General features: G+C 74.8%; 28 protein-coding genes. 9 read left to right on the top strand and 19 right to left on the bottom strand.

Annotated features, from left to right (window positions below; all coding sequences use genetic code 11):
• The first annotated feature begins 124 nt into the window (after nt 1–124).
• Nucleotides 125–1135 carry an NAD(P)-dependent alcohol dehydrogenase gene (locus tag ACFWN3_RS11235; RefSeq protein ID WP_377639582.1) on the top strand — a complete coding sequence of 337 codons (1011 nt, stop codon included), beginning with the start codon at nt 125–127 and terminating at the stop codon, nt 1133–1135.
• 189 nt (nt 1136–1324) lie between these two features.
• Here the strand turns inward: ACFWN3_RS11235 and ACFWN3_RS11240 are convergent, their stop codons facing one another.
• Nucleotides 1325–2725 (bottom strand): cation:dicarboxylate symporter family transporter, encoded by a 1401-nt coding sequence (locus tag ACFWN3_RS11240; RefSeq protein ID WP_377639584.1) that lies wholly within the window; start codon nt 2723–2725, stop codon nt 1325–1327.
• Nucleotides 2726–2845: 120 nt separating this feature from the next.
• On the opposite strand from ACFWN3_RS11240, the gene ACFWN3_RS11245 reads away from it, so the two are divergent.
• Nucleotides 2846–4426, top strand: coding sequence for an ATP-binding protein (locus tag ACFWN3_RS11245; RefSeq protein ID WP_377639586.1), 1581 nt, complete (start codon nt 2846–2848; stop codon nt 4424–4426).
• Nucleotides 4423–5121 carry a response regulator gene (locus ACFWN3_RS11250; RefSeq protein WP_377639588.1) on the top strand — a complete coding sequence of 233 codons (699 nt, stop codon included), beginning with the start codon at nt 4423–4425 and terminating at the stop codon, nt 5119–5121. Before ACFWN3_RS11245 ends, ACFWN3_RS11250 begins: the two co-directional genes overlap by 4 nt.
• Before the next feature lie 46 nt (nt 5122–5167).
• Here ACFWN3_RS11250 and ACFWN3_RS11255 read toward each other — a convergent pair whose 3' ends face one another.
• The 4 genes from ACFWN3_RS11255 to ACFWN3_RS11270 form a co-directional block, all read right to left on the bottom strand.
• Entirely contained in the window at nt 5168–6040 is an 873-nt protein-coding gene (locus tag ACFWN3_RS11255) for a biotin-dependent carboxyltransferase family protein (RefSeq protein ID WP_377639590.1), read from the bottom strand.
• Nucleotides 6037–6744: an allophanate hydrolase subunit 1 gene (locus tag ACFWN3_RS11260; protein ID WP_377639592.1), complete on the bottom strand. Its 708-nt coding sequence runs from the start codon at nt 6742–6744 to the stop codon at nt 6037–6039. The genes ACFWN3_RS11255 and ACFWN3_RS11260 overlap by 4 nt, the downstream gene beginning before the upstream one ends.
• Nucleotides 6741–7520, bottom strand: a complete 780-nt coding sequence (locus ACFWN3_RS11265) for a LamB/YcsF family protein (protein WP_377639594.1) — start codon at nt 7518–7520, stop codon at nt 6741–6743. The genes ACFWN3_RS11260 and ACFWN3_RS11265 overlap by 4 nt, the downstream gene beginning before the upstream one ends.
• 95 nt (nt 7521–7615) lie before the next feature.
• Nucleotides 7616–7822 carry a cold-shock protein gene (locus tag ACFWN3_RS11270; RefSeq protein ID WP_377639596.1) on the bottom strand — a complete coding sequence of 69 codons (207 nt, stop codon included), beginning with the start codon at nt 7820–7822 and terminating at the stop codon, nt 7616–7618.
• A gap of 248 nt (nt 7823–8070) precedes the next feature.
• Between ACFWN3_RS11270 and ACFWN3_RS11275 the strand changes: the two genes are divergently transcribed.
• Nucleotides 8071–8520 carry a PPOX class F420-dependent oxidoreductase gene (locus ACFWN3_RS11275; RefSeq protein WP_377639598.1) on the top strand — a complete coding sequence of 150 codons (450 nt, stop codon included), beginning with the start codon at nt 8071–8073 and terminating at the stop codon, nt 8518–8520.
• A 68-nt stretch (nt 8521–8588) separates the two neighbouring features.
• Here the strand turns inward: ACFWN3_RS11275 and ACFWN3_RS11280 are convergent, their stop codons facing one another.
• Complete coding sequence (locus ACFWN3_RS11280; RefSeq protein ID WP_377639600.1) at nt 8589–9029, bottom strand: SRPBCC family protein; 441 nt, start codon at nt 9027–9029, stop codon at nt 8589–8591.
• Nucleotides 9030–9137: 108 nt separating this feature from the next.
• On the opposite strand from ACFWN3_RS11280, the gene ACFWN3_RS11285 reads away from it, so the two are divergent.
• Nucleotides 9138–10154: a DUF5914 domain-containing protein gene (locus ACFWN3_RS11285; RefSeq protein WP_377639602.1), complete on the top strand. Its 1017-nt coding sequence runs from the start codon at nt 9138–9140 to the stop codon at nt 10152–10154.
• Here ACFWN3_RS11285 and ACFWN3_RS11290 read toward each other — a convergent pair.
• Genes ACFWN3_RS11290 through ACFWN3_RS11320 form a run of 7 tightly spaced genes read right to left on the bottom strand, consistent with a single transcriptional unit; the run spans nt 10121 to nt 17363 of the window.
• A complete protein-coding gene (locus ACFWN3_RS11290; RefSeq protein WP_377639604.1) occupies nt 10121–11764 on the bottom strand; it encodes an FAD-dependent oxidoreductase in 1644 nt (547 codons plus the stop codon). The genes ACFWN3_RS11285 and ACFWN3_RS11290 overlap by 34 nt on opposite strands.
• A complete protein-coding gene (locus ACFWN3_RS11295) occupies nt 11761–12510 on the bottom strand; it encodes a class I SAM-dependent methyltransferase (protein ID WP_377639606.1) in 750 nt (249 codons plus the stop codon). Before ACFWN3_RS11295 ends, ACFWN3_RS11290 begins: the two co-directional genes overlap by 4 nt.
• Entirely contained in the window at nt 12507–12872 is a 366-nt protein-coding gene (locus ACFWN3_RS11300) for a lycopene cyclase domain-containing protein (protein WP_377639608.1), read from the bottom strand. The genes ACFWN3_RS11295 and ACFWN3_RS11300 overlap by 4 nt, the downstream gene beginning before the upstream one ends.
• Entirely contained in the window at nt 12865–13206 is a 342-nt protein-coding gene (locus tag ACFWN3_RS11305; RefSeq protein ID WP_377639610.1) for a lycopene cyclase domain-containing protein, read from the bottom strand. The genes ACFWN3_RS11300 and ACFWN3_RS11305 overlap by 8 nt, the downstream gene beginning before the upstream one ends.
• A gap of 2 nt (nt 13207–13208) precedes the next feature.
• Entirely contained in the window at nt 13209–14729 is a 1521-nt protein-coding gene (gene idi / locus ACFWN3_RS11310) for an isopentenyl-diphosphate Delta-isomerase (protein WP_377639612.1), read from the bottom strand.
• Nucleotides 14726–16225, bottom strand: a complete 1500-nt coding sequence (crtI, locus tag ACFWN3_RS11315) for a phytoene desaturase family protein (RefSeq protein ID WP_377639614.1) — start codon at nt 16223–16225, stop codon at nt 14726–14728. Before crtI ends, idi begins: the two co-directional genes overlap by 4 nt.
• A 7-nt stretch (nt 16226–16232) precedes the next feature.
• Nucleotides 16233–17363: a polyprenyl synthetase family protein gene (locus tag ACFWN3_RS11320; RefSeq protein ID WP_377639616.1), complete on the bottom strand. Its 1131-nt coding sequence runs from the start codon at nt 17361–17363 to the stop codon at nt 16233–16235.
• Between the two features lie 170 nt (nt 17364–17533).
• On the opposite strand from ACFWN3_RS11320, the gene ACFWN3_RS11325 reads away from it, so the two are divergent.
• Together ACFWN3_RS11325 and ACFWN3_RS11330 are read left to right on the top strand one after the other, a co-directional pair.
• Nucleotides 17534–19024 carry a cryptochrome/photolyase family protein gene (locus tag ACFWN3_RS11325; protein WP_377639618.1) on the top strand — a complete coding sequence of 497 codons (1491 nt, stop codon included), beginning with the start codon at nt 17534–17536 and terminating at the stop codon, nt 19022–19024.
• A 142-nt stretch (nt 19025–19166) separates the two neighbouring features.
• A complete protein-coding gene (locus tag ACFWN3_RS11330) occupies nt 19167–19652 on the top strand; it encodes a pyridoxamine 5'-phosphate oxidase family protein (RefSeq protein ID WP_377639620.1) in 486 nt (161 codons plus the stop codon).
• 33 nt (nt 19653–19685) lie between these two features.
• Here the strand turns inward: ACFWN3_RS11330 and ACFWN3_RS11335 are convergent, their stop codons facing one another.
• Both ACFWN3_RS11335 and ACFWN3_RS11340 read right to left on the bottom strand, forming a co-directional pair.
• Nucleotides 19686–20168 (bottom strand): hypothetical protein, encoded by a 483-nt coding sequence (locus tag ACFWN3_RS11335; protein ID WP_377639622.1) that lies wholly within the window; start codon nt 20166–20168, stop codon nt 19686–19688.
• 56 nt (nt 20169–20224) lie between these two features.
• Nucleotides 20225–20611, bottom strand: a complete 387-nt coding sequence (locus ACFWN3_RS11340; protein WP_377639624.1) for a nuclear transport factor 2 family protein — start codon at nt 20609–20611, stop codon at nt 20225–20227.
• Between the two features lie 154 nt (nt 20612–20765).
• On the opposite strand from ACFWN3_RS11340, the gene ACFWN3_RS11345 reads away from it, so the two are divergent.
• Nucleotides 20766–21335, top strand: coding sequence for a TetR/AcrR family transcriptional regulator C-terminal domain-containing protein (locus ACFWN3_RS11345; RefSeq protein ID WP_377639626.1), 570 nt, complete (start codon nt 20766–20768; stop codon nt 21333–21335).
• Here the strand turns inward: ACFWN3_RS11345 and ACFWN3_RS11350 are convergent.
• Nucleotides 21298–21783 carry an oxidoreductase gene (locus ACFWN3_RS11350; protein WP_377639628.1) on the bottom strand — a complete coding sequence of 162 codons (486 nt, stop codon included), beginning with the start codon at nt 21781–21783 and terminating at the stop codon, nt 21298–21300. The genes ACFWN3_RS11345 and ACFWN3_RS11350 overlap by 38 nt on opposite strands.
• 58 nt (nt 21784–21841) lie before the next feature.
• Complete coding sequence (locus ACFWN3_RS11355) at nt 21842–23116, bottom strand: endonuclease/exonuclease/phosphatase family protein (protein WP_377639630.1); 1275 nt, start codon at nt 23114–23116, stop codon at nt 21842–21844.
• A gap of 181 nt (nt 23117–23297) precedes the next feature.
• Here ACFWN3_RS11355 and ACFWN3_RS11360 point away from each other — a divergent pair, with 181 nt between their 5' ends.
• Nucleotides 23298–23717 carry a VOC family protein gene (locus tag ACFWN3_RS11360; RefSeq protein ID WP_377639632.1) on the top strand — a complete coding sequence of 140 codons (420 nt, stop codon included), beginning with the start codon at nt 23298–23300 and terminating at the stop codon, nt 23715–23717.
• Nucleotides 23718–23729: 12 nt separating this feature from the next.
• On the opposite strand, the gene ACFWN3_RS11365 is transcribed toward ACFWN3_RS11360, so the two are convergent.
• Both ACFWN3_RS11365 and ACFWN3_RS11370 read right to left on the bottom strand, forming a co-directional pair.
• Nucleotides 23730–25169 (bottom strand): wax ester/triacylglycerol synthase family O-acyltransferase, encoded by a 1440-nt coding sequence (locus ACFWN3_RS11365; RefSeq protein WP_377639634.1) that lies wholly within the window; start codon nt 25167–25169, stop codon nt 23730–23732.
• Between the two features lie 5 nt (nt 25170–25174).
• A complete protein-coding gene (locus ACFWN3_RS11370) occupies nt 25175–25996 on the bottom strand; it encodes an esterase/lipase family protein (protein ID WP_377639636.1) in 822 nt (273 codons plus the stop codon).
• Nucleotides 25997–26105: the final 109 nt, after the last annotated feature.

Consider the following 26105-nt stretch of genomic DNA (forward strand, 5'->3'; position numbering starts at 1 on the left):
GTCTCCTCGGGCGGTGGGGCGGGCGCGGTTGGGTCGGGCGGCGGATCAGGGTCGGGTCAGGGAGATCCCGGAGGGGTGCGGCCTTGCGCCATCTTACGACGTAAGGCTACCGTTCTCGCGATCCATGAACTTACACCGTAAGGAGGGCGCGATGCGCGCCATCGTCCAGGACCAGTACGGCGGCACCGAGCAGCTCCGGGTCGCCGACCTGCCCGACCCGAGGCCCGGGGAGGGCGAGGTGCTCGTCCGCGTCGGCGCGGCGGCCGTCGACCGGGGCACGTGGCACGTCATGACCGGGACCCCGCTCCTGGCCCGCCTCGGGCTCGGCCTGCGCACCCCCGGGCCGCGGTACCGCACCCCCGGGCGTGACTTCGCCGGCACGGTCGAGGCGGTGGGCCCGGGCGTCCCCGGCTGGGCGGTGGGCGACCCCGTCCACGGCACCGCCGACGGTTCCCTCGCCGAGCTCGTCGTCACCTCGGTGCGTCGCATCGCCCACCCGCCGGCGGACCTCTCGACCGAGGAGGCCGCCGCCCTGCCCGTCTCGGGGCTCACCGCCCACCAGGCGATCCGGGGCGCCGGCGTCGCCCCGGGGCAGCGCGTGCTCGTCGTCGGCTCCTCCGGCGGGGTCGGCCACCTCGCCGTCCAGCTCGCCACGGCCGCCGGCGCCACGGTCACGGCGGTCTGCGGCCCCGGAGCCGCCGACCTCGCGCGCCGCCTCGGCGCCCACCACGTCCTCGACCGCAGCCGCGACGCCCTCGACGCCGAGGGCGTCCGCTACGACGTCGTCCTCGACATCGCGAGCAACCGCCCACGGCGCGAGCTGCGCGGCGTCCTCACCGAGCGCGGCACCCTCGTCTGCATCGGGACCGAGAGCGGGGGTCGGCTCACCGCCGGCCTGCACCACTCGATGGCCGCGGCGCTGCTCAGCCCGTTCGTGCGGCAACGGCTCGTCATGCACGTGTCGAAGGAGCTCGGCACCGACCTCGCCGAGCTCGACGCCATCGTCGCCACCGGAGCCGTGCGGCCGATCATCGACCTCGTGGCGCCGTTCGAGAAGGCCGCGACGGCGATCGACCACGTTGCCGCGGGGAAGGCTCGCGGCAAGGTGGTCGTCTCGGTCTCCCCCACGGGCTGAGCACGGCCCCTACGGTGTCCGGCATGGCCGACCCCGGATGGAGCCCCCACAGCAGCCGGCTCTCCCGGATCGGGTTCGTCGTCGTCACCGTCGTCGTGCTCGTCCTCGCCCTCACCTGAACCGCGACCTACCGGGCAGGACGTGTCGTGATCGCGACACGACCTGCCCGGCAGCACTCGGTGAGTGGTGTCAGTGGCCCTGGGTGCGGGAGAGCGGGTCGCCGACGAGGTCGCGCTGGTCGGGACCCGGCTCGTCGTGCTCGTCGATCATCGTCGCCTCGTCGAAGGGGCGGTCGCCGGCGAGGACCGCCTGCCACTGCTCCTTGTCGATCTCGTCGACCCACGTCCCGATGAGGACCGTGGCGATGGCGTTGCCCGCGAAGTTCGTCAGCGCGCGCGCCTCGCTCATCATCCGGTCGATGCCGACGATGAAGCCGACGCCGTCGACGAGGTCGGGGCGGTGCGACTGCAGGCCACCGGCGAGGGTCGCCAGCCCGGCGCCCGTGACACCGGCGGCGCCCTTGCTCGCGATGATCATGAACACGAGCAGCGAGACCTGCTGGCCCAGGCTGAACGGCTTGTCGAGCGCCTCGGCGATGAACAGCGAGGCCATCGTCAGGTAGATCGCGGTGCCGTCGAGGTTGAACGAGTAGCCGGTCGGGACGGTGATGCCGACGACCGGGCGGGAGACCCCGAGGTGCTCCATCTTCGCGATGAGCCGCGGCAGCGCGGACTCCGAGGACGACGTCGACAGGATGAGGAGGAACTCGCGGCCGAGGTACCGGAAGAGCGACCAGACGTTCATGCCCGCGACGACCCGCAGCATGGTGCCGAGGATGCCGAAGACGAAGATCGCGCAGGTGACGTAGAACGCCACCATGATCAGGCCCAGGCTCTTGAGGGCGTCGATGCCGGTGGCGCCGACGACGGCGGCCATCGCGCCGAACGCCGCGACGGGCGCGAGCCACATGATCATCGCCATGAGCCGGAAGACGAGCTTCTCGACGTGCTTGATGCCGCGCAGGATCGGCTCGCCCGACGGGCCCATCTTCTGCAGCGCGAAGCCGACGAGGAGGGCGACGAGCAGCGCCTGCAGGACCGAGCCGGAGGTCAGCGCCGACACGAGGGTGTCGGGGACGAGACCGAGGATGAAGTCGGTCGTCGACTCGGCCTCGGTGGCGGCGGCCTCCTGGCCGCTCTTGGCGAGCTCGTCGGTGAGGTTGAGTCCGGCGCCGGGCTTGACGATGTTGCCGACGACGAGGCCGATGGCCAGCGCGACGGTCGACATCGCGACGAAGTAGCCGAGCGCGAGCCCGCCGACCTTGCCGACCTGGGCCGCGCGCTTCACCGAGCCGATGCCGAGGACGATCGTCACGAAGATGATCGGGCCGATCATCATCTTGATGAGGTTGACGAAGAAGGTCCCGAGCGGCTTGAGCTCCTTGCCGAACTCCGGGAAGAGGAAGCCCACGGCGATGCCGGCGAGCATGGCGACGATGACCGCCATGTAGAGGAAGTGGGTGCGGTCCCGCTTCGTCTCGGTGGGCGGGGTGTCCTCGGGCGTCGTGGGCCTGTCGAGGGTGCTGCTCATGGCGCGAACTCCTTTGTCCGGGCGGGTGCCGTCGATCGAGGGTCGCGAACGCGCGGGCTATCGTCACCGTTGTGTACGCAGTGTTCACGGACCACCCTGCCGCGATCCGGGCCTGAGCGCGTGTTGAGGCGCAGCGTCGCGGCGCAGACCACGGCCCTCGTCGTCGCCCTCGTGGCCACCGTCGTCCTCGCCGGGCTGGCCGCCGCGTACGCGCAGGCCCGCCGCGCGGTGACCCAGCAGGCGACGACCCAGGTGCTCGCCGTCGCGCAGTCGGTGGCGGCCGAGCCGGAGGTCGTCGAGGGCGTGATCTCGCGCGACACCTCCGGCGCCCTGCAGACCCTCGCCGAGGGCGTCCGGCTGCGCACCGCGACCGACTTCGTCGTCGTCATGAGCCCCGAGCGGATCCGCTACAGCCACCCCGACCCCACCCAGATCGGCAAGCGGTTCCTCGGCACCACCGAGGCCGCGCTCGCCGGCGGGACGGTCCTCGAGGACTACGTCGGCACCCTGGGGCCGAGCCGTCGTGCCGTCGTGCCGGTCCTCGACGACGGCCGGGTCGTCGGGCTCGTCGCCGTGGGGGTGAGCGAGGGTGACGTCGACGAGTTGATGTCGGCCGAGCTCGTGCCGCTCGCCGTCGCCGGTGTCGTCGCGGGCGTCCTCGGGGGACTCGGGGCCGCACTCATCGCCCGCCGGGTGCGGCGCCAGACGCGGGGCCTGTCGGCCCGCGAGCTGCAGACGATGCACGACCACCACGACGCCGTCCTGCACTCGGTGACCGAGGGGCTCGTCCTCGTCGACCCCGGCGGCCGGGTGCGGCTGGCGAACGACGAGGCCGTGCGCCTCCTCGGGCTGGACGGCGACCCCTCGGGCGCTCTCGTCGCCGACCTCGGCCTCGCGGGGCCCCTCGTCGCCGCGATGACCGACGAGGAGGGCCGCGAGGACGACCTCCACGTCACGGAGCGGCGCGTCCTCGTCGTCAACAAGTCGCGGGCGCTGCGCGACGGCGAGGACCTCGGGTCGGTCGTGACGATCCGCGACCGCACCGACCTCGAGGAGCTGACCGGCGAGCTCGGGCAGGCCCGCAGCCTCACCGAGGCGCTGCGCTCGCAGGCGCACGAGTCGAGCAACCGGCTGCACACGATGGTCTCGCTCATCGAGCTCGGGCACCCGCAGCGGGCGGTCGAGTTCGCGACCGAGGAGCTCGCGCGGGCGCAGGTCCTCACCGACCGGGTCGTCGCAGGGGTCGAGGACCCCGCGCTGTCGGCGCTGCTGCTCGGCAAGTCGGCCGAGGCGCACGAGCGCGGCGTCGACCTCGTCATCGACCCCGACCTCACCTGGCCGGCGGGGACCGCGTCGGCGCGTGACGTCGTCACCGTCGTCGGCAACCTCGTCGACAACGCCCTCGACGCCGTCACGGGCACCGCGGGCGAGCGCCGGGTCGAGCTGACGTCCCACACCGACGGCGACCACCTCGAGCTCGTCGTCTCCGACACCGGGCCAGGGATCCCCGACGGGCTGCGCGAGCGCGTCCTCGAGCGGGGGTTCTCGACCAAGCCGTCCGACGGCGCCGGAGGGCGCGGGCTCGGGCTGGCACTGGTGCGGCACACCGTGACCCGGCTCGGCGGGAGCCTCGAGCTCGGAGCGCCTCCCGGCGGTCGGGTCACCGTCACCCTGCCCCTGGACCCGGACGGCGCCTCGTGACGCCCGACGGCCGGATCGACGTCCTCGTCGTCGAGGACGACCCCGTCGTCGCCGAGGCGCACGCCGCCTACGTCGGGCGGGTGAGCGGGTTCGCCGTGTCCGGGGTGGCCCTGACGGCCCGCGACGCCCTGCGCCACCTCGACCGCGAGACGGTCGACCTCGTCCTCCTCGACATGGGCCTGCCCGACCTGCCCGGGCTCGACGTCGTGCGGGCGATGCGCGGCCACGGCCACGGCGCCGACGTCATCGCCGTCACCTCACAGCGCGACCTCGAGATGGTCCGCTCCGCCGTCTCGCTCGGGGTCGTCCAGTACGTCCTCAAGCCCTTCGTCTTCCCGACCCTGCGCGACCGGCTCGAGGCCTACCGCGCCTACCGCGAGCAGCTCGGCGGGGCGGCCGAGGCCGACACCCAGGCGCAGGTCGACTCGATGATCGCCCGGCTGCGACCGGCGTCCGCGCCGACGGTCCCGAAGGGGATGACCGAGGACCTCCTCGGGCGCGCGTCCGCGGTGCTGCGCGACGCCGGCGCCGCGATGTCGGCCGCCGAGCTCGGCGACGCCCTCGGGGTCAGCCGGGTCACGGCCCGCCGGTACGCCGAGCACCTCGTCGACAGCGGCCGCGCGCGACGCGGCAACCGCTACCCCGGGGTCGGCCGACCCGAGGTCACGTACGGCTGGGACGCTCCGGGGCCCTGACCGGCGGCCACCGCGGCGGTGCGGCCGCACCACCCCTCTGACGCGGTCAGCGGGAGAGGCGTACCCGGTCGCCGGGACGGAGCTGGGCCGCACGGTCGGCGGAGTCCGGGTCGAGGACGGCGACGACCGGGTAGCCACCGGTGACGGGGTGGTCGGCGAGGAAGACGACGGGCTCGCCGCCGGGTGGGACCTGGACGGCGCCCCGGACGAGCCCTTCGCTCGGGAGCTCGAGGTCCCGGTGCTCCGGGGTGCGCTCGACCCGGGACCCGGTGAGTCGCAGGCCGATCCGGTCGCTGTCGCCGCCGACGGTGAACACCGGGCCGAGCAGTCCTCCGAGGCGCTCGTCGTCACCCACCCACGAGGCGCGTGGCCCGGGGAGGCAACGCAGGACGGTCGTCCCGGTGTGGGGGGCCGCCCGCTGGACGGCGTGGTCGACGGTGGGGAACGACGGGCCGGGAGACCCGACGGGCAGGACGTCGCCGGGCCGCACCGGCGGTGGGCCGAGCCCCGACATCGTGTCGGCCGACCTCGACCCGAGCACCGGCGCGACGTCGATGCCGCCGCGCACCGTGAGGTGGGTGCGCAGCCCGTGCGGCGGTGTCCCGAGGCGCAGGACCGCCCCGTCGGGGACGTCGACGACGGACGCGTGCGCGACGGGGCGGCCGTCGACCGTGGCGGGAGCGAGGGCCCCGGTGAGGGCGACGGTGAGGCGTCCCCGTGCCCGGACGGCGAGCCCGCCGAGGAGCACCTCGAGGGAGGCGAGCGACGGGTCGTGCCCGACGAGCCGGGCGCCGAGGCGGTGCGCCCCGAGGTCGGCGGCACCCGAGTGCGGGACCCCGACGGCGGCGTGCCCCGGCCGGCCCTCGTCCTCGACGAGGACGAGGGGTCCGGTGGCGAGCACCTCGAGGGAGGGGGTCACGACCCGGTCCCGCCGTCGGCGGGCCCTTCCGCGCGCCCGGCGCGGTCGACGGCGACGAAGCGCACCGTGTGACCCGGTGCCAGGAGGGCCGGCGGGTCGCGGTCGACGTCCCACAGGACGGCGTCGGTCACCCCGAGGAGCTGCCACCCACCGGGCGAGGACCTCGGGTAGACGCCCGAGTACGCGCCGGCGAGGCCGACCGACCCGGCGGGGACGCTCGCGCGCGGGGTGTCCCGGCGCGGGACGGCCAGGCGCGGGTCGCCACCCACGAGGTAGGCGAACCCGGGCGCGAAGCCGCCGAAGGCGACCTGCCACGGCGTACCGGTGTGGGCGGTGACGACCTCCTCCGGCGCCAGGCCGGTGAGGCGGGCGACCTCGTCGAGGTCGGGCCCGTCGTACACGACCGGGACCTCGACCACCGGGTCGTCCGCGGCCCCCGCACCCGCCGCCGGGGTCGGGTCCGCGGAGGCGGCGAGCCGTCGGACGTCGGCGGCGAGCGCCGCGAGGTCGGCGCCCTCGCTCGTGGCGAGGAGGACGGTGCCGGCGGCCGGGACGACGTCGGTGACCCGCCGCCACGGCCCGACCGCGACCCCGGCGAGGGGGCGCAGCACCCCGGCGAGCGCGAGGACCGAGGGAAGGTCGGCGACCTCGAGGAGCAGCCCGCCCTCGCCGACCGGGAGGACCTCGACCGGGATCCCGCTCACGACCCGGCGGAGGGCTCGACGAACGAGGAGACGACGACGCCGGCCGCCTCGAGCGCCGAGCGCACCGCCCGCGCGACCTCGACCGCTCCCGGGGTGTCGCCGTGGGTGCACACCGACCGGGCCGCGACCTCGACGACCGAGCCGTCGACCGCGACGACCGTGCCCTCGGTGACGAGCCGCAGGACGCGTGCCGCGACCTCGTCGGGGTCGTGGACCAGGGCGCCCTCGGCACCGCGGGGGACGAGGTGGCCCGACGCGGTGTACCCGCGGTCGGCGAAGGCCTCGGCGACCGTGGGCACGCCGGCGTCCGCCGCGAGCGAGAGGAGCACCGAGCCGGGCAGGCCGAGGAGCGGGAGGGTGCGGTCGTAGGTGGCGACGGCCTCGACGACGGCTCCGGCCTGGACCTCGTCGACCGCCGCGGTCGTGTAGAGGGCGCCGTGCGGCTTGACGTACGCGACGCGGGTGCCGGCCACGCGGCACATCGCCTCGAGCGCGCCGAGCTGGTAGAGGACGTCGGCGGTGAGGTCGACCGGGTCCATGTTGATCCGGCGGCGGCCGAAGCCGGCGAGGTCGCGGTAGCCGACCTGTGCGCCGACGGCGACCCCGCGGGCGGCCGCGGCGGCGACGGTGCGCCGGATCGTGCTCGCGTCCCCGGCGTGGAACCCGCAGGCGACGTTGGCGCTCGTCACGACGTCGAGCATCGCCTCGTCGTCGCCGAGCACCCAGGTGCCGAAGGACTCCCCGAGGTCGGCGTTGAGGTCGATCCGCGCGGTCATGGCCGAACGCTAGTGCCCGACGACGCACGACCGCCGCCCGGAGTCCGGACGGCGGTCGTGGGTGCGTCCCTACGGGACGCGAGGTGGCGCGATGCTCAGCCGATGACCGAGATGTTCGCGGCCTGCGGGCCCTTCGGGCCCTGCTGGGTCTCGTACTCGACCTTGGCGTTCTCGTCGAGCGAGCGGTAGCCGTTCGAGTTGATCGCCGAGTAGTGGGCGAAGACGTCGGCGGAGCCGTCGTCGGGGGCGATGAAGCCGAAGCCCTTCTCGGCGTTGAACCACTTCACGGTGCCAGTAGCCATAACTTGGCCTTCTTTCTGAGGGAGGAGCGCCACCACGAATCGGTGGCCTCCACGTTGGTGATGCCTGGTGCGTACCTCTGCTCAGAAAGCGCCTCTCGCCCCGGCGGGACGATCCTGCAACCACTGCACAACGGAAAGCTCAACAACTGAGGTCAAGCGTAGCGGTACCCGGGCCGATCTCGCGCATCGGGGGACGCAGAGCTCGCCACCCGGGCCTCTGCCGGGACGGCCGGACCTACCCTGAGGCCATGACCGAGACCGCGGGACACCCCTCGCCGCACCCCCTGGCCGCAGCGAAGTACGCCGAGCTGACGACCTTCCGCCGCACGGGGGAGGGCGTCGCCACCCCCGTCTGGATCTCGCCCGCCGAGGGCGACCCCAGCCGTCTCGTCGTCATCTCGGTCGACGGGACGGGCAAGACCAAGCGCCTGGCGCACACCACCCGCGTCGAGCTGCGCGCCTGCTCCATCCGGGGCCAGGTCGAGCCCGGGGCGCCGACGTACCGCGGGACCGCCGAGGTCCTGCGGGACGCCGAGGGGATCGCGGCCGTCCGCCGCGCCGTCGTCGCGAAGTACGGGTTCCCGGCGCGGTTCGCGACGATCGCCGACCGCGTCGGAGGGCTCGTCGGGCGACGGCCGGCGCCGCGGGTCGGCATCGTCATCACCGCCGACCCGACCCCGGTCGCACCCGCCGCCTGAGCGCGATCTCCTGCCGCTGCACGACCGCCTCACGCGGACGACCGCGGACCGGTGAGGAGCGCCGCCGCTCAGTCGTCGGCGACGAGCCGACCCAGCGCCCACCGCGCCAGGGGCGCGTAGCCGAGGACGAGCGGCCCGGGGCCCCGGGCGAGGATCCAGGCGGTGCTGCCCCCGGGGTGTCCGGACTCCGGGGTGGCCGCGTCGACCCCGTGCTCGAAGGCCAGCCGGACCGGTCCCGAACGGGCTCGCCACGTCCAGCGCCGCGCCTCCTCGTCGACCGCGTCGACGTGGAAGACCGCGACGAGCCCGCCGACCCCGGTGACCCGCCCGGTGGTCCCCGGACGGACCGTCTCGTGCGGGTGGTCGACCTCGCGGAGGTGGGGCGCCCACGTCGGCCACGCGGCGGGACGGGTGTAGCGGTCCCAGACCTCCTCCGGGGGGCGCGGCCCGGTCGCCGCGACCCGCAGCTCGGCGGCGGTCACCCACACGCCCGCCGACCGGATGTCCATCGGCCCAGTGTCCTCCCCGCGCCGTCTGCGCGCCGTCCACGCGCCCTCCCGCTCGTGCGTGCGTCGAGGCTCTGGTCGCCGGCGCCGCCCGCGGGTTAGCGTGGCGGGGTGAGCCTCCTGCGCACCGACCGCTCCTGGCGCGCCGAGGTCCGGCGCCGGGTCCCGGTGCGCCGGCTCCCGCAGACGCCCCCCGCCCACCTGCGGGGCACGTGGCGCGAGGCGAGGCCGGCCCGGATCGACGCGGCGGTCGAGGACGCCCTCGGTCGCCCCACGCACGGCTGGCTCGTCGCGGCCGCCTCGACCGAGCTCGGCCACGGGCGGACGCTGCTGCGGACGGTGGCCGGCCGCGAGGTCGTCCTCTGGCGCGACGCCGACGGCTCCCTCCTCGCCGGGCCCGGGGCGTGTCCGCACCTCGGGGCCCCGCTCGCCGACTGCGACGTCGTCGAGGGCACGGTGCTGTGCCGCTGGCACGGGATGCCGCTCGGCCGTGCGGGCGACGGCGCCTGGCGCACCTTCGCGGCCCACGACGACGGCGTCCTGCTCTGGGTCCGCGTCGGCCCGGTGGAGGAGGGCGTCGAGCCCACACCCCTTCCGGTCCTCGCCACCCGACCCGACCCCGCCGGCGCCATCGCGTCGGTCATCTCCCTGCCGGCCGTGTGCGAGCCGCGCGACGTCGTGGCGAACCGCCTCGACCCCTGGCACGGGGCCTGGCTGCACCCCTACGCGTTCAGCGACCTCGCCGTCGACGACCGGGCGTCGAGCCCCGACCGGCTCGTCCTCGACGTCGCGTACCGGCTCGGTAGGACCTTCGCCGTCCCCGTGCGGGCCGAGTTCACCTGTCCCGACTCGCACACCGTCGTCATGACGATCACCGGTGGCGAGGGCGTCGGGAGCGTCGTCGAGACGCACGCGACCCCCCTCACCGCCCCCGGCGTGCACCCCGCGGCGACGGTGATGACCGAGGCCGTCGTGGCGACCTCCGAGCGCACCGGGTTCCGGGTGGCCCGCTCGCTCGCGCCGCTCGTGCGGGTCGGGATGCGCGCCTCGGCCACCCAGCTGTGGGCCGACGACCTCGTCTACGCCGCCCGGCTCTACGAGCTGCGCCGCGCCGCCGCCGAGCGGTAGGCCCGGATCCCTGCGCGGGCGAGCCGCGGCACGGGCCCGAACCGCGACCGGGTCGGGGCCGACCACACGCCGTGGCCCGGCAGGCCCCACGACGTCAGGAGGCGGTCGGCCGCGAGCCATCCGGTCGTCGCGGCCCGCTCCATGAGGGCGACGGGGAGGTCGCACCGGATCGCGTCGCCGGCGAGGACGAGGCGCGGGTCGGGCGTGACGACGCCCGGGCGCGACGCCCACGGCTCGAGGCCGACGAGGACGCAGTCGCGCTCGACGAGCCACTCCTCGTGGACGGTGCCCAGCCCGGCGGTCTCGGGGTAGAGGCGGTGCAGCTCGGCGAGCATCCGGCCACGGAGGTCGGCCTCGTCGGTCCCCTCGGGGAGCGCGTAGGCGTGCAGCTCGACGACCGAACCACCGTGCGCCGCGCCCCATCTCGCCGCGTGGTCCTCGAAGCGCTCCAGGACCGAGACGTTGTCGACGGGGCCGTAGCCGCTCGTACCGAGGAAGGGCGCGCGGTGCTCGGCGACCCGGCCCGACAGCCAGAGCCGCCACACGGCGAACGCCGGGGCCGAGCGGACGTCGGCGACCGACTCCCGCCAGGCCCGCGCCGAGGGGCCGTCGCCGCCGAGACCCGGTGACGCGGAGGTGAGCCGGCGCAGCCCGCTCGGGTCCAGGGCGACGACGACGCCGTCGGCCGGCGACCACTCCTGCTCGGCGCTGCCGGGTGGGCCGTGCAGGACGCGGAGGGCGCCGTCGACCTCGGTGACCGAGCGGACCTCTCTCGCGGTGCGGACCTCGACCCCGAGCCCGTGGAGGTGGCGACCGAGCGGCGACCACAGGGTCGAGTCGTAGTCGTCGCGCGGGACGTCGAAGAGCAGGCCCTCGGCCGAGCCGACGAAGTACAGGTGGAACATCGCGACGAGCTCGGCCCCGGAGAACTCCCGGGGGTCGGCGAAGAAGCTGCGGGCGAAGACCTCGAGCGCGAGGTGGCGTGCGCCCTCGGGGAACCGCAGCCGGTCGAGCACCTCGGCCGCGCTGACGCCGTCGAGGGCGACGAAGGTGTCGGGGAAGTCGACGTCGAGCAGCCCGAGCGCGGCCTCGACGTCGACGGCCGCGAGCCCGGCGAGGTCGAAGCTCGGGCTGCGCGCCACGAACGACGCGAGGTTCCACGGCGGCGTCCGGGGGATGCCGGCGAAGGAGTCGAGCCCGCCGCCGGCCCGGGCGAGCGGGTAGTCGTCGAGCGGCCGGAGCGCGTCGAGGGAGGGGTCGACGCGGCGCAGGACGGCCCGCAGGTTGTAGTACTGCCGGAAGAACGCGTGGAAGCCGCGGCTCATGTGGCCCTCGGCGCCGTCGGGCAGGGCCACCGGCCACGACCGGACCCGGCCGCCGAGGCGGCCGTCCCGCTCCAGCAGCGTCACCCGCACCCCCCGCTCGGCGAGGGCCAGGGACGCCGTGAGGCCGGCGATCCCGCCCCCGACGACGACGACGTGGCGCTCTCCGGGGGTGCTGGGGGCTCCCGGGCCGACGGGTGCCGGCTCGGGAGGCGGGTGGAACTCGGCGCGCCGGTCGCGGCCGGGACGCCACCGCGGCGAGGGTCGGGGGACCAGGGGCGGGCTCACGAGGGCTTCGACCCGACGACGGTGTGGACGACGCCGTCCTGCCACCCGGGGTAGGAGCGGTGCCGCACGTCGACGAGGCCCGCGACGAGGAGCCGGTCGCAGACCGTCTCGACCGCGTCGAAGTCGCGCACGCTCGTGTAGAGGTACCGGTGGAGGGGGACGTCGGAGCGCTTGAGGACGGCGAGCGGGATGATGACGCCGTGGCACACCGCGGCCCAGACGGCCCGCGCCCGCAGCGACCCGGCGACCGAGTAGTCGTGGACGACGATCGCCCCGCCGGGAGCCAGGACGCGGGCGACCTCGCGGACGAGGCGCGCGCGGTCGGGGACGTTGCGCAGCAGGTAGGCCCCGAGCACGCCGTCGACCGAGCCGTCCGCCAGGGACTCGAGGTGGGCCACCGCGTCGGACACGACGAGCTCGACGGTCGAGGGCCAGGCCTTGCCGCGCGCCTGGGCGACCATCCCGTCGGAGGCGTCGACCCCGGTGACGCGCAGGGCGGCCGGGTCGCGGCCCCGGGTGGACCAGGCCGTGAGGACCGCGCGGGTGGACGCGCCCGAGCCGCAGCCGAGGTCGAGGACGGTGACCGGGCGACCGGTCCCCGACGGGGCGTCGGGAAGCCGGGCGACGAGCGCCTCGGCGGCCGTGCGCAGCTGGTCGTGGTACCCCGGCGACAGGGCGACCATCGCGTCGTACGTGGGGGCGGCGCGGTCGAAGGCGTCGGCGAGGTCCCAGTCGTCGCGCGTCATCGGCGGGCCTCCGGGTCGTCGGTGGTGTCGGCGCGGCCCGTCCCCGCGGCGAGGGCGTCCTCGGCCCGTCCGGCGCGCAGCCAGAGGAGCAGGGTGAGCACGATCATGCTGAACCCGAAGAGGTAGTCCTCGACGGGGATGTCCCACGGGATGCGCACCCCGGTGATCTGGTCCTCGTCGTAGATGACGATCGGCGCCGACAGCTTCGTCAGCCACCCGTCGACGAGGACGTGGAAGGCGTAGACGATGACCATGGCGAGCCAGAACCGCCCCTGGCGCAGCAGCCCGCTGCGGAACCAGAACCGCTCGAGGAGCAGGACGACGACGACCGACAGCACGGCGAGCGCGGTGTACTCAGGCATCGCGCGACCCCCGCTCGCGCCGCCACCCGAGCACCGTCCCGACCGCCTCGTAGGTGAGCAGGGCGCAGATCGGGACGACGACGAAGAAGACGAGCTCCTCGAGCGGGATGTCGAGGGGCAGGAGGATCCCGGTCGTGTACCGCTCGCTGTAGGTCCAGTGCCCCCGGACGATCCCGAGGACGTCCCACGCGAGGAACACGACGAGCATCGGCAGCAGGGCCAGCAGGAGGCGGCGGGGGCGCCGGTAGACGCGGGCCCGCAGGACGACCTCGAGCGGCAGGGTGATGGCCAGGCACCCGGCCATGAGGAGGAGGTACTGGTAGCGGTCGTCCACGGTCAGGCCGCCTCGGCGCCGGGGCCCAGGGTGGCGGCGGCCGGCAGGTCGCAGCGAGGTGCCGCAGCCCACCCGCGCGGGTCCGGGCCCAGGGCCGCGAGGAGGGGCACCTGCTCGGCAGCCCACGGTGAGACGGTCCAGCGACCGGCGAGGACCTCGGCCGAGAACTCGGCCCAAGGGACCCAGCGGGCGTCGCTGACCTCCTCGGGATCCGGTGTGACGGAGTCGGACTCGGCGAACCCGACGAAGACCGGGCACACCTCGTTCTCGACGATCCCGTTCATCGCCGCGCGGTAGCGGAACCGGGGGAGGACGAGCCGGAGGTCGCCGACGTCGACGCCGAGCTCGGTGCGGGCCCGGCGCCGGACGGCGTCGCCGAGGTCCTCACCCGGGGTCGGGTGGCCGCAGACCGTGTTCGTCACGACGCCCGGGAAGCTCGGCTTGCTCGCCGCCCGCGTCGTCACGAGCAGGCGGCCCTCGGGGTCGAGGACGTAGCAGGAGAACGCGAGGTGCAGGGGGGTGTCGTCGTGGTGGACGACCGACTTCGGCGCCTCGCCGACGGCGGCACCGGACTCGTCGACGAGGACGACGGCGTGGTCGGACACCCAGGCGCCCTCGTGCGGGTCGCGGCTCGCCCGGTCGGCGTGGACGAGGCGCATCGGTTCGCGGGCCACGACCATCCGCGCGGCCAGCGCTGCCTTCGCCGCCACGGGGACGCGTGCGCGGGAGGAGAACACGTCGTGGTCGGCGGCCTCGATGCGCTCGAGGATGCGCGAGTACAGGACCCGGGCGGTCGCGACGCAGCGGCGGGCCTGCAGGGGGAGCGCGGGGAGCCCGGCGTCGGCCTCGCGGTACAGCCGTCGGTTGCGCTCGATCTCGAAGGCCATGAGGGCACGCCACTCGGGGGTGACCCGACGCTCCCTCGGGTCGGCGCCGAACCGCCGGAGGTCCTCCTGCGGGAGGTAGACGCGCCCTCGGTCGAGGTCCTCGCCGACGTCGCGCAGGAAGTTCGTCAGCTGGAAGGCGAGGCCGAGCGAGCGTGCCGCCGCCGTCGACTCCGCGGCCGGCTCCAGCACGGGCAGCATCATCTCGCCGATGACCGCGGCGCTGCCGTCCATGTAGCCCAGGAGGTCGCCCCACGTCTCGTACTCGCGCCGGGTGAGGTCGGTGCGCATGGCACGGAAGAACCGGTGGAAGCACTGCTCGTCGATGTGGCGCTCGCGCACCGTGGTGACGACGGCCGCGGTGACGGGGTCGCTCGAGCGCCCGGCGGCGAGGGCGGTGAAGAAGCGGTCCTCGAAGGCCGTGAGGGCCGCCTCGGTCCCGGGTCCGGGCTCGGGCCCCGCGTCGTCGACGATGTCGTCGGCGAGCCGGGCGAGGGCGTAGACGGCGTGGACGTGGCGGCGGGCGTCCTCGGGCAGCAGGCGGGTGCCCCACCAGTACGTCGTGCCGTTCTCGCGGGTGATGCGCGCGCACCGCGCGTAGCCCTCCGCGACGACGTCGGCCCGGGAGGACGTCGTCATCGGGCGGCCACCCGGGCGCGGGGCCGGGCGGCCCCCGCGTACTCCTGCACCCGCTCGGCGGCGAGCTTGCCGCTGACGAGGACCATCGGGATGCCGACACCCGGGGTGGTCCCGGAGCCGGCGAAGACGAGCCCGGGGACCCGGCGGTCGACGTTCGACGGCCGGAAGGGGCCCGACTGGGTGAACGTGTGCGCCAGGGCGAACGGGGTCCCGAGGTGCATCCCCTGCGCGGCCCAGTCGTCGGGCGTCACGAGGAGCTCCTCGCGGACGTCGGTGGGGTAGCCGCCGGCCTCGAGGAAGGCGTGCAGCCGCTCGCGCATCGGGCCGGACTCGCGGGCCCAGTCGAGCCCGGACCCGGTGTGCGGCACCGGTTCCAGCACGTACATGCTCGTCGACCCGGCCGGCGCGGCGGTGGGGTCGGAGACGGTGGGGACGGTGACGAGCCGGGACGGGTCGGGCATCAGATCGCCGCGGTCGACGAGCGCCTCGAAGGCCCCGTCCCAGTCGGCCCCGAAGTGGATGTTGTGGTGCCGCAGGTGCGCGCCCGGCGAGCCGGTGGCGCCGACGTGCCAGACGACGCACGACGGCGAGTAGCTTCCCTTCCGCACGGACCGGGGGCCCGGGACGTCGGGGAGCAGCCGCTCGTAGGCGACCGGCAGGTCCAGGGTGCAGACGACGGCGTCGGCCGCGACCTTCTCGCCGTCGGCCGTCGCGACACCGGCGACGGCGCCGTCGGACCGGCGCAGGACCGCCGACACCTCGACCCCGAGGTGCACGGACACCCCGGCGTCGGTGAGGGCCCGAGCCATCCCGCGCGGCACCGCGTGCATCCCGCCCTCGGGGTGGAAGACCCCACGGACGGTGTCCATGTACGTGATGACGGCGAACAGGGCCCGGGCCTTCGCGGGAGCGACCCCGGCGTAGAGCGCCTGGAAGCTGAAGATCCGGGTCAGCCGGTCGTCGGTGAAGAAGCGCTCGACGGTCGGGCCCAGGGCCCCGAGCCCGCCGAGCCGGAGCAGCTGCGCCGCGGTGGCGGGGTGGCGGACGAGGTCGAGCGGCGAGGCGTAGTTGTGGTCGATGAAGGTCTCGAACTCGGCGGTGTGGAGCTTCTCGAGCCAGACGAGGAAGCGGTCGAGCCCGCGCGCGTCCTCCTCGCCGATGACTCTGCGCACCTCCTCGCGCAGGTCGGCCATGTCGGCCCGCACGTGCAGCTCGCTGCCGTCGGCGTAGACGGCGCGGTAGGCCGGGTCGAGGCGGGTCATCGGCACGAGGGCGTCGGGGTCGCCGCCCACGGCCCGGATCGGGGCGTGGAGGAGCTCGGGCATCGTCATGACCACCGGGCCGGTGTCGAAGCGGAAGTCCCCGAGCCGCAGCGTCCCGGCCCGCCCGCCGACCTCGGCCTCGCGCTCGAGGACGGTGACGTCGTGGCCCGCGGCGGTCAGGTGGCAGGCGGCGGCCAGGCCCGACAGCCCCGCGCCGACGACGACGACCCTCACGTCGTCCTCACGCGGAGCGCCACGCGATCGACTCGACGAGGGAGCGCAGGGCGGTGGCCGCCTCGTCGTCGGCCCCGAGGTCGTCGAGCTGCGCCAGCGCGCGGTCGGCGCTGTCGGAGATGGCGGTCTCGGCGCGCTCGCGCACCCCGGCACGGTCCATGGCGGCCGCGAGCGCGGTGACCCCGGCCTCGTCGAGCGTGCCCGCGTCGCAGGCCGCGAGGAGGGGGCGGTCGGCACCGGGGAGCAGCTCGGCGGCCCAGGAGAGGAGGGCGGTCGGCTTGCCGGAGCGGAGGTCGTCGCCCGCGGGCTTGCCGGTGAGGGCGGGGTCGCCCCACACGCCGAGGACGTCGTCGCGCACGGCGAAGGCGTCACCGACGAGGTCGCCCCACGTCACGAGGCGCCGGACGAGGTCGGGCCCGCCGCCGGCGACGAGGGCGCCCAGCTGGAGGGGGCGGCTGATCGTGTAGCGGCCGCTCTTGAACCGGGCGATCCGGCGCGAGGTCGCGAGGTCGCGGCGCCGGTCGGCGGTGTGGGTGACGTCGAGCAGCTGGCCCTCGACGAGCTCGACCGCCATGAGCCGCCAGGCGGCCCGGACCTCCGGGGTGGTCGGCGCGATGAGGAGGGTCGCCTCGCTGAGCGCCAGGTCGCTGACGAGCACGGCCACGCTGTCGCCGAAGAGCTCGGGGTCGCCCACGCCGCCGCCGGTGCGGTGCCGGTCGCGGGCCGTCACGTGGAGCGTCGGCAGGCCCCGCCGGGAGTCGGAGCGGTCCATGACGTCGTCCTGGACGAGGGCGAAGAGCTGGAGGAGCTCGAGGGCGGCGGCCACGCGGGTGAGGTCGAGGTGGGTGTCGGCGCGACCCCCGGCGAGGACCCAGCCCCAGTGGGCGAGCAGGGGCCGGAGCCGCTTGCCCGGCCGCGCGGAGCGCTCGGCGAGCTCGCCCGTGAGGTCGACGGCGAGGGCGCCGGGAGGGGCGAGGCGCAGGTCGGTGGGGTCGCCGTCGGCGGCGGCCGCCTCGAGCGCGGCCCGCAGGCCGGCGACGGTCTCGACGAGGAGGGCGTCAGCGCGGGCCAGCGTGTCGTCGGGGGTGGCGCGGCGGCGGCGCGCGTCGAGGTCCACGGAGGTCACCTCGGCACTCATCGACTCCACCGTCCTTTCCGCTCGCCGGGGGCCCTCGGGGCACCTCGGGGTGGGGCTCCGTCGTGGCAAGCCTAGACAGACCGTCGGGCGACAGGCCCCCACCCTAGACAGCGGCCACCGGTGCCACGGCCCCGCGGCCGCCCACCGACCCGGCGACCTAGGGTCGGCACGTGGCCGAAGACCTCACCCGCCCCGTGCGGCTGATCTACCCGCACCAGCTGTTCGAGGCCCACCTCGACGCCGCGCCCGGGACCCGGTTCGTGCTCGTCGAGGACGACCTGCTCTTCCGCCACCAGCCCGTCCACGCCCAGCGGCTCGTCCTCCACCGGGCGGCCGGCAGGTCGTTCGCCGAGCGCCTGCGCGGGGCCGGGTTCGACGTCGACGTCATCGAGACCGATGCCGGGCGGTCGTCATCGCAACGGCTGACCGCCCTGCTACGCGACCTGCGGCCGGGCTCCGTGCGGCTGCTCGACCCCGTCGACGACTGGATGCTGCGCGACGTGCGGGCCGCGCTCGCCGCGGCCGGTGTGACGCTGGAGCCGGAGGACGTCGAGGAGTCGCCGGGCTTCCTCACGACGCGGCCCGAGCTCGTCGCGTGGTTCGGCGAGCACCGAGCACGGATGCAGACGTTCTACCAGTGGCAGCGACGGCGGCTCGGCGTCCTCGTCGAGGGGGACCAGCCGGTCGGGGGCCGCTGGTCGTTCGACACCGAGAACCGCAAGAAGCTGCCGAAGGGGCACGTCGTGCCGGAGCGGACGGCGCCGTCGTGGACGACCCATGTCGAGGAGGCGGTCGACTGGGTGGGTGAGGCGTTCCCGGACGCACCCGGGTCGGCCGCGTCGTTCGCCTGGCCCGTGACGCACGAGCAGGCCCGGGCGGGGCTGCGGGAGTTCGTCGCCGAGCGGCTCGAGCAGTTCGGGCCCTACGAGGACGCCGTCGCGACCGCGCATCCCTTCGTCTTCCACGCCGCCATCACCCCGGCGCTGAACTGCGGGCTGCTCACCCCGCACGAGGTGCTCGAGGCCGTCCTGGCCCACGCCGACGAGCACGACGTGCCGATCGAGTCGCTCGAGGGGTTCGTCCGCCAGCTCATCGGGTGGCGCGAGTACATGCGGGCGACCTACCACCTCTACGGACGGCGGATGCGGAGCGCGAACCACCTGCGGCACACCCGCTCGCTCGCGCCCGGGTGGTGGGACGGGACGACGGGGCTCGAGCCGGTCGACCACGTCGTGCGCGGCGTCCTCGAGCGGGGGTACGCGCACCACATCGAGCGGCTCATGGTCCTCGGCAACGCGATGTGCCTGCTGCGCACCGACCCCGAGGAGGTCTACGAGTGGTTCATGGCGATGTTCGTCGACGCCTACGACTGGGTCATGGTGCCCAACGTCTACGCCATGTCGCAGTTCGCCGCCGGGACCGGCATCACGACCAAGCCCTACGTGTCGGGCAGCAACTACCTCAGGAAGATGACCGACGTCGGGCCCGGCGAGTGGCGCGACGACTGGGACGCCCTCTACTGGCGCTTCGTCGAGGACCACCGCGAGGTGTTCGAGGGCAACCCGCGCTCGCGGATGGTGACGCGCACCTGGGAGGGCATGGACCCGGGCCGGCGCGAGGAACTGCTGACGCGGGGGCAGGCGGTCATCCGCCGCCTCTGACCTGCCCCGACCTTCGACAGCGCCCCGTCCGCGCACGGGTGGCCCGCTGCCGGCGGGGTAGGGGACCCGGTGGCGGCGCCAGCGTCGCGAAGAGCGCACGACAGCCCGCCTGACCCCACGACCCCGACCGGGAGGACCACCGATGTCGCACCACGAGAACGGCGCCGAGCACGTCCACGACCTCATCAAGGACCAGCGCACCGCGATGCTCACGACCGTCCACGACGAGTCCGGCGCCCTCGCGGCCCGGCCGATGGCGTGCCAGCAGGCCGACCCCGACGGGACCCTGTGGTTCCTCGCGTTCGCCGACTCGGAGAAGACCGACGAGATCCGGCGCACCCCCCAGGTGAACGTCGCCTTCACCGAGGAGGGCGCGTGGGTCTCGGTCGCGGGCACCGCCGTGGTGCTGCAGGACCCCGCGAAGGCCCGCGAGCTGTGGAACGACTTTGCCGAGGCGTGGTTCCAGTGCGAGCCCGAGGACCCGAAGGTCGCCGTCATCCGCGTCGACGGCGAGAGCGCCGAGTACTGGGACAGCCCGGGCACGGTCGGCACCCTCGTCGACGTCCTCAAGGCCAAGGTCACCGGCGAGCGCCCCGACGACGGCGAGAACGAGACCGTCAGCCTCTGACGCCCGGACCGGGCGGACCGGCGGTCCGCCCGCTCAGAGGTCGTCGACGTCCTGCGGGAAGTCCTTCGGGCGCTGCTCGATGAACGGCCGCACGTGGCGCTCGACGACGTCGTCGCGCCTGGTCAGGGCGAGGTACGCGGACTCGGCGCGGTGGGCGGCCTCGCTGTCCACCGGTGTCGCGGCCCCGGCCTCCCCGGTCCCCTCGCCCTCGGCCGGCCCGAACCGGGCCTCGGGGTCCGGGTCGGCCCGGTCGGGGTAGGCCTGCAGCCCCGGTTCGAGGGCGTCGGCGTGGGCTCCGGCGCCGACCGCCCTCAGCGCGGCGAGGGCGTCGTCGCTGCGCGGTCCGTGGCCGGTGACCCAGCCCACGATCCCGCGCGAGCGCAGGGTCCGGTCGAGCACCCACGCCAGGGTGGCCGTGCGCTCGGGCTCGGTCAGCGAGTCATACCCGTCGTCGTCGTCGAGGTCGCGGGCGAGCCAGCCGAGGGTGTTCTCCACGAAGTAGTCGTCATCGCTCACGGCTGCAGCGTCGCACACGGGCGGCGTGGGTCTCGGGAGGGCGCCGTTGCGGCACGTCAGGCGCGCATGAACTCGGCGAGGGCCCGTTGGTCCCAGTAGTAGTTCCAGACCTCCGCGACCCTGCCGTCCCGCACGAGCACGAGCTGGACGAAGGGGTTCTCGATCCACCGGTCCCCCCGCCGCCCCCTCGTCCGGGCGACGACGGCGACGCGGTCCGCGCTCGCGAGCACGTCGTCGACGTCCAGCGCGTAGTCCTCCATGTGGTTCTCGCCCAGGAGGTGGTCCATCACGGCCGCGACCCCTTCGATCGTCCCGGCCGTCGGGTCGTCGCCGGAGTTGTGCCACCGGACGTCGGGGGCGAAGGCGCGCTCGACGGCCTCCCGGTCCCCGGAGGCGTACGCCGCGTAGATGCCCGTGACGAGGTCGACGTTCGCAGTGGTCATGGCGGGTCCTTCGCGGTGGCGTGATCCTAACGATGTTAGGATTGCCGACGTGCCGCCACCACGTCAAGGCCCCGGCGCTCCTGCTCGTTCACCTCGTCCCGCCCCTCGCATCGACGGACGCCGCTTCCACCGCGGGCTGGACCGGACCGCGGTCGTGGCTGCCGCCCTCGCCCTCCTCGACCGCGACGGCCGAGCGGCGCTGACCATGCGCGCCGTCGCCCGCGAGCTCGACGTCGAGGGGGCCTCCCTCTACACGCACGTCCGGAGCAAGGACGACCTCGTCGACGGGGTCCTCGACCTCGTGCTCGAGGAGGTGGTCCTCCCGCCGACAGGAACGGCGTGGCGGGCCGCCCTCGTCGACGGCTTCACGGCGTACCGCAGCACGTTGCTCGACCACCCGGCCGTCGTCCCGTTGGTCACCGAGCGCGCGCACCGCTCTCGGGCGCAGGCCCGTCTCGTGGAGCGCTCGATCGTGCTGCTGGAGCAGGCGGGGCTGTCGACCCGCGACGCCGTCCAGGCCCACGTGACGCTCATCGCCTTCACCATCGGCTTCGTCGTGCAGGAGGTGGGCCGCCCGGTCCGTCCTCCGTCCGCGGACGAGGAGGTCGGTCCGGTCCTCGAGCGTGCCGTGGCTGCGCTCGCTCAGGTGCCGGTCGACGACCGCTTCCGGTCCGGCCTCGAGACGGTCATCCTCGGCGCCGTGGACCGACCGAGGGGGCAGTAGGCCCGGCCCAGGACCACTGCGGGACGGCGAGGCCGTCGGGGATGTCGTCGGTGGAGTCGGGATGGGCGGCCATCCGCTCGATCCCCTCGGCGAAGTAGGCGTGGAGCGTGGCACGCAGCGGGTCGGTCGTGATGCCCACGTCGGAGAGCGCCGCGTCGAAGCAGGCGAGCGCCGCCGCGTCGAGGGAGGCGTGCGGCCCGTTGCAGGCGTGCATCCGCAGGACCTCGCTCTCGTCGCCCATGGAGGACGAGTACGTCGCCGGCCCGCCGAGGGCCTCGCCCCAGTACGCGGCGAGCCGCTCGAGGTGCTGCGGGTGGTTGCCGTGCTCGAAGGGGTGCGCGGCCTCGGCATCGGCCAGGCAGCGCGAGTGCCAGGCGTGCGCGAGGGCCAGCAGCCCCTCCGCGCCGCCCGCCGCGTCGTAGACCGTCCCCGCCGGCGCACTGCTCATCCGGCGATCGTCCTCCCGTCGAGGGTGCTCGGCAAGGGCGGGGGGACCGCCCGAACCGTCAGCGCCCTCCCGGCACCCGGAGGTCGACGTGCACGAGCCGGTGGTCACTCGGGAAGGTGCCGGTGGTCAGCCGCGAGAGCGGGTCGGACGTCGGCCTCCAGAACACCCCGGACCCGAGGACGCGCAGGTCCCGGCTCGGCAGGACGTAGTCGGCGCGCAGGTTGCCGGGGGGCTCGGAGAAGTCGGCGGTGTCCTGGGCGGCGGGGCTGCGGTGGGCGAGATTGACCCCGCCCTGGAGCGCGCTGGCCTCGACGGCACCCTCGCTCGTCGGCGTGCGGGAGGTGTTGACCCGCGGGTGGTCCAGCAGCAGCTGGGCCGAGCCGGGGATCGAGTCGCCGTCGAGCGGGTCGGAGTTCTGGTCGCCGGCGATGACGAAGGACGAGCCGGGGCGCAGGCCGCCGGGCACGCCCTCGTCGTCCGTGATCCACGACGACGTCCGGGGGCTGCCGATGTAGTCGGCCCACAGCCGGATCTCGTCGTGGTTGCGGGTGCCGTTGCGGTCCTCGGGGCCGTCGAACACCGGGGGCGTCGGGTGGCTGACGAGGAAGTGGACCGTCCGCTTGCCCACCTGAACCGGGACGTCCCAGTGCGACTTGCTCGACAGGCGGACCTGCTCGAGCTCGGCCGGCGAGTACCAGTCGGCCGGGGCGGGCGTGGCCGGGTCGTCGGGGAGCAGGGCGCCGGGCATGTCGGCCCAGAGCAGCTGCTGGAAGGTCCGCACGGCCTCGGTGTCGATGGGGTGCTTCGAGAACACCGCCATCCCGTACTGGCCGGGGTAGAACCCGAAGCCGAAGGCGTCGTTGGGGCCGCCGACGGAGCCGCTGTTGTCGAGGTCGAGCCCGCTCGGGACGCCGGTGTTCACCGGGGCCGTGAAGGCGTACGGGTAGTCGACCGGAGCCGCGCCGTTCTGGCTGCGCTCGAGGTAGTTGTCGCGGAACAGGTCGAGCGCGACGTTTCCCTCGACGTAGTCGAACTCGTTGACGAGGAGGAGGTCGGGGTTCGTGCGCTGGATCGTCTCGGCGACCGCCCTCGCCTGGGCGTTGTCGGGCGTCGACAGGTCGGCGACGAGCTGGCCGGCGGCGCTGCGGTTGAGCGAGGCGTTGAAGGTCGCGACGCGCAGGGAGCGGTCGTGTCCCCGCTCGGCGGAGGCGGCCGCGGGGTGGGTCCCGCTGGCTCCGGAGGGAGAGGCGGCCGCGACGGTCGCGGCGGCGAGGGCGGTGGCCGTGAGGGTGGCCGCCACGGCCCGGCGGCGAGGGGTACGGGGTCCGGTCATGCGCCCGACCGTAGGCCGGTCGGGCCCTGCGTGGGGCGAACGGTGCACGTCGATCGGGTGGCCGCGGGGTGTCCCCGGGGCGGGTCGGGGAGGCGACTGGGAGGCGTCCCAGGGCGGGCGATTCCCTCTGTCGGCGGGTCGGCGTATCTTCCGGATCGACCCCACGACGAAGGAGATGGCCATGGCCGCGCTGCTCAACCCGTACCTCAACTTCCCCGGCACCGCCCGCGAGGCGATGACGTTCTACCAGGGCGTCCTCGGCGGCGACCTCACCCTCAACACCTTCGGTGAGTACGGGGCCGAGGGCGAGGGCGCCGACGGCGTCATGCACGCCCAGCTCGCCACCCCGGACGGCTTCACGATCATGGCCTCCGACATGCCGCCCGGCCAGGAGGGCGAGCACCACCCCGGCACGAACATCACCGTGTCGATCAGCGGCGACGGTGAGGCGCTGCGCGGCTACTGGGACGGTCTGTCCGACGGCGCCACGGTGACGATGCCGCTCGAGAAGCAGATGTGGGGCGACGAGTTCGGCTCCCTCGTCGACAAGTTCGGCATCCCCTGGATGGTCAACATCGCCGGCGACCAGTCCGCGGGCTGAGCCGGACCGGCGTCAGCGCGCCCGGCCGCCGCGTCCTCGGGGCCGCCCGCGGGGCGTGGCGGCGGCCTCGAGCTCGTCGAGCGCCTCGCCGGTGCGCACCGCGAGGCGCTGCAGGTGGGGGATGCCGTCGCGGTCGCCCACGAACCCGACGTCCAGCACCCCCGCGTACGAGTGCGCCGTGATGTTCAGCGCCATCGAGTGCCCGGGGATCGAGACCGGGTACGTCGCCTCGAGCCGGGCGCCCCGCCAGTAGAGGTGCTCGCTCGGCCCAGGGACGTTCGAGATGCACACGTTGAGCGTGAGGGGCAGGGGGAGCGGGACGGGCAGCCCGCTCATCGCGCGCAGCACCTGCAGCCCCGCGGGGGCGAGGAGCAGGGCGCTGTAGGCGACGACCTCGTCGGCCGACATGCCGCGCATCCGCGCCTTCGCGGCCTTCGACGAGGCGGTGATCGCCGCCAGCCGCTCGAGGGGGTCGGCGACGTCGGTCGCGAGGGAGACGAGGGTCGCCCCGACGAGGTTGCCCCCGCCCTGGCTCTCCTTCGGCCGCACGTTGACGGGGATGAAGCCGATGAGCGGCGCGTCGGGGAGGGCGTCGAGGTCGGCGAGGTAGCGGCGCAGCCCACCGGCGCACACGGCCATGAGGACGTCGTTGAGGGTCGCGCCGCGCGCCTTGCCGATGGCCTTCATCCGGTCGGTCCCGAGCTGCTGCGTGGCGAACCGCCGGGCCGTGCCGACCCGTCCGTTGAGGATCGAGGGTGGCGCCTGGTACGAGGTGACGGCCGTCGTCGGGCTGGCCTGGCCGCGGCGCAGCTGGGTGTCGAGGAGGGCTCGCCCGACCGAGGTCACCGACCCGAGCGAGGTCGCCAGGCCCCCGAGCACCGAGGTCACGTCGGCCACCGGCTCGGGTCGGGCCGCCGACCGGCTCGGCCGCCTCGTGCTGAGGAAGAACGGGTGGTCGCGGTCGTCGGGGTCGGCGCTGAGGCCGCGCCGGAGGATCCGCATGCCGGTGAAGCCGTCGACGAGCGCGTGGTGGATCTTGACGTAGACCGCGAACCGCCCGCCCTCGAGGCCCTCGACGAACGAGATCTCCCACGGCGGGCGGCGCAGGTCGAGCGGGTTGGAGTGCATGCGCGACACGAGGATGCCGAGCTCGCGCTCACCGGCCGGGCTCGGCAGGGCGAGGTGGCGCACGTGGTAGTCGAGGTCGAACTCCTCGTCCTCCACCCACCGGTGCACCGGCTGGCGGCGGAAGGCGTGCGTCTGCAGGCGCAGCGTCCACGGCGGCTCGACGGTCGCGGACCGCAGGTCGGCGACGAGCGCGCGCAGGAAGGTGTCCTCCTCGCCCGGGGGGTAGGTGAACTGGAGCAGCGAGGCGACGTGCATCGGCATCTCGGGCGTCTCCGCCATGAGGAAGAAGGCGTCGAGCGGCGAGGCCCAGACCGGCGGGGGCACCCTCGTCAGCCGGCCCGGCCGCGATGCTGCTCGTCGAGCCCGGCCGTCCCGTCGCCCGCAGCGGCGGTCGCCTCGGATGCGGTCCACGGGCGCCACGCGTCCTCGGGCTGGGCCAGGCGGTCGGCGACGACGCGCAGCGTCTCGAACTCGTGGCCGTAGCCGAGGTGGGTCGCGGTGACCTCGACGTTCTCGGTGCGGTCGGCGGGCTCGGAGACGCAGCACTCCCACGCGACGATGCCGTCGTGGCGGCTGTAGATGCACGTCGTCGGCACGGGGAGCGGGGCCGCACGGCGCGCGCGGGCCTCCTCGGTGAACAGCGCGTCGGCGGCGGGGCCCCGGTTGAGCAGGCGGTAGACCCGCCAGGCGCGCGTGGACTCGGGGTGCCCGCGGAACGGGCTGCCCAGGGTGATGACCGAGCGGGTGTAGTGGGGCAGGCTGCGCGCCATCTCGCGGGCGTAGATGCCGCCCGCGCTCCAGCCGACGAGGCTGACCCGCCGCCCGTAGCGGTCGTGCACCTCGAGGAGGAGGTCCTCGAGCGACTCGCCGAGTCCGGGGTGGACCCCGAGGTTGCGGCCCTGGCGCCAGTCGTGGACCCGGTAGCCCAGGCGGCGCAGGTGCGCCCGGAGGAAGACGGTCGACTCCGGGCCGGCGAGGAAGCCGGGCAGGACGATGACGGGGTGGCCGTCGCCCTGCGGCCACTCGTGGAGGTCGCGCGTGCGCACGGCCGAGCGCGCGAGCTCGAGGGTGGCGCGCCACTCGCGTCGCGCCATCCGCGCCGTGGGCGCGAGCACGCCGTCGGCAGCGGGGAGGTCGACCGGCCCGGTCATGGCGCACGCTCCTTCTGCCGGGCGCCGCGACACCGAACCTGTCGGGTCGCGACGCTGCGAGGTGGACAGAGTTCGCAGTGTGACAGACGGGAACCCCGCACGGGAGGTC

The organism is Oryzobacter terrae (assembly GCF_042756445.1).
GTDB lineage: Bacteria > Actinomycetota > Actinomycetes > Actinomycetales > Dermatophilaceae > Oryzobacter > Oryzobacter terrae.

What these genes read in the sequence shown, in the direction of transcription:
- ACFWN3_RS11265 (WP_377639594.1), bottom strand. Translation starts at nt 7,520, where the DNA reads ATGACCGCGCGGATCGACCTCAACGCCGACCTCGGGGAGTCCTTCGGC.
- ACFWN3_RS11360 (WP_377639632.1), top strand. Translation starts at nt 23,298, where the DNA reads ATGGCCGCGCTGCTCAACCCGTACCTCAACTTCCCCGGCACCGCCCGC.
- ACFWN3_RS11350 (WP_377639628.1), bottom strand. Translation starts at nt 21,783, where the DNA reads ATGAGCAGTGCGCCGGCGGGGACGGTCTACGACGCGGCGGGCGGCGCG.
- ACFWN3_RS11295 (WP_377639606.1), bottom strand. Translation starts at nt 12,510, where the DNA reads ATGACGCGCGACGACTGGGACCTCGCCGACGCCTTCGACCGCGCCGCC.
- ACFWN3_RS11280 (WP_377639600.1), bottom strand. Translation starts at nt 9,029, where the DNA reads ATGGACATCCGGTCGGCGGGCGTGTGGGTGACCGCCGCCGAGCTGCGG.
- ACFWN3_RS11240 (WP_377639584.1), bottom strand. Translation starts at nt 2,725, where the DNA reads ATGAGCAGCACCCTCGACAGGCCCACGACGCCCGAGGACACCCCGCCC.
- ACFWN3_RS11355 (WP_377639630.1), bottom strand. Translation starts at nt 23,116, where the DNA reads ATGACCGGACCCCGTACCCCTCGCCGCCGGGCCGTGGCGGCCACCCTC.
- ACFWN3_RS11340 (WP_377639624.1), bottom strand. Translation starts at nt 20,611, where the DNA reads ATGACCACTGCGAACGTCGACCTCGTCACGGGCATCTACGCGGCGTAC.
- ACFWN3_RS11330 (WP_377639620.1), top strand. Translation starts at nt 19,167, where the DNA reads ATGTCGCACCACGAGAACGGCGCCGAGCACGTCCACGACCTCATCAAG.
- ACFWN3_RS11370 (WP_377639636.1), bottom strand. Translation starts at nt 25,996, where the DNA reads ATGACCGGGCCGGTCGACCTCCCCGCTGCCGACGGCGTGCTCGCGCCC.
- ACFWN3_RS11300 (WP_377639608.1), bottom strand. Translation starts at nt 12,872, where the DNA reads ATGCCTGAGTACACCGCGCTCGCCGTGCTGTCGGTCGTCGTCGTCCTG.
- idi (WP_377639612.1), bottom strand. Translation starts at nt 14,729, where the DNA reads ATGACGACGTCCTCCCGGGCCGACGTCGTCGCGGAGGGCTACGCGCGG.
- ACFWN3_RS11275 (WP_377639598.1), top strand. Translation starts at nt 8,071, where the DNA reads ATGACCGAGACCGCGGGACACCCCTCGCCGCACCCCCTGGCCGCAGCG.
- ACFWN3_RS11270 (WP_377639596.1), bottom strand. Translation starts at nt 7,822, where the DNA reads ATGGCTACTGGCACCGTGAAGTGGTTCAACGCCGAGAAGGGCTTCGGC.
- ACFWN3_RS11235 (WP_377639582.1), top strand. Translation starts at nt 125, where the DNA reads ATGAACTTACACCGTAAGGAGGGCGCGATGCGCGCCATCGTCCAGGAC.
- ACFWN3_RS11320 (WP_377639616.1), bottom strand. Translation starts at nt 17,363, where the DNA reads ATGAGTGCCGAGGTGACCTCCGTGGACCTCGACGCGCGCCGCCGCCGC.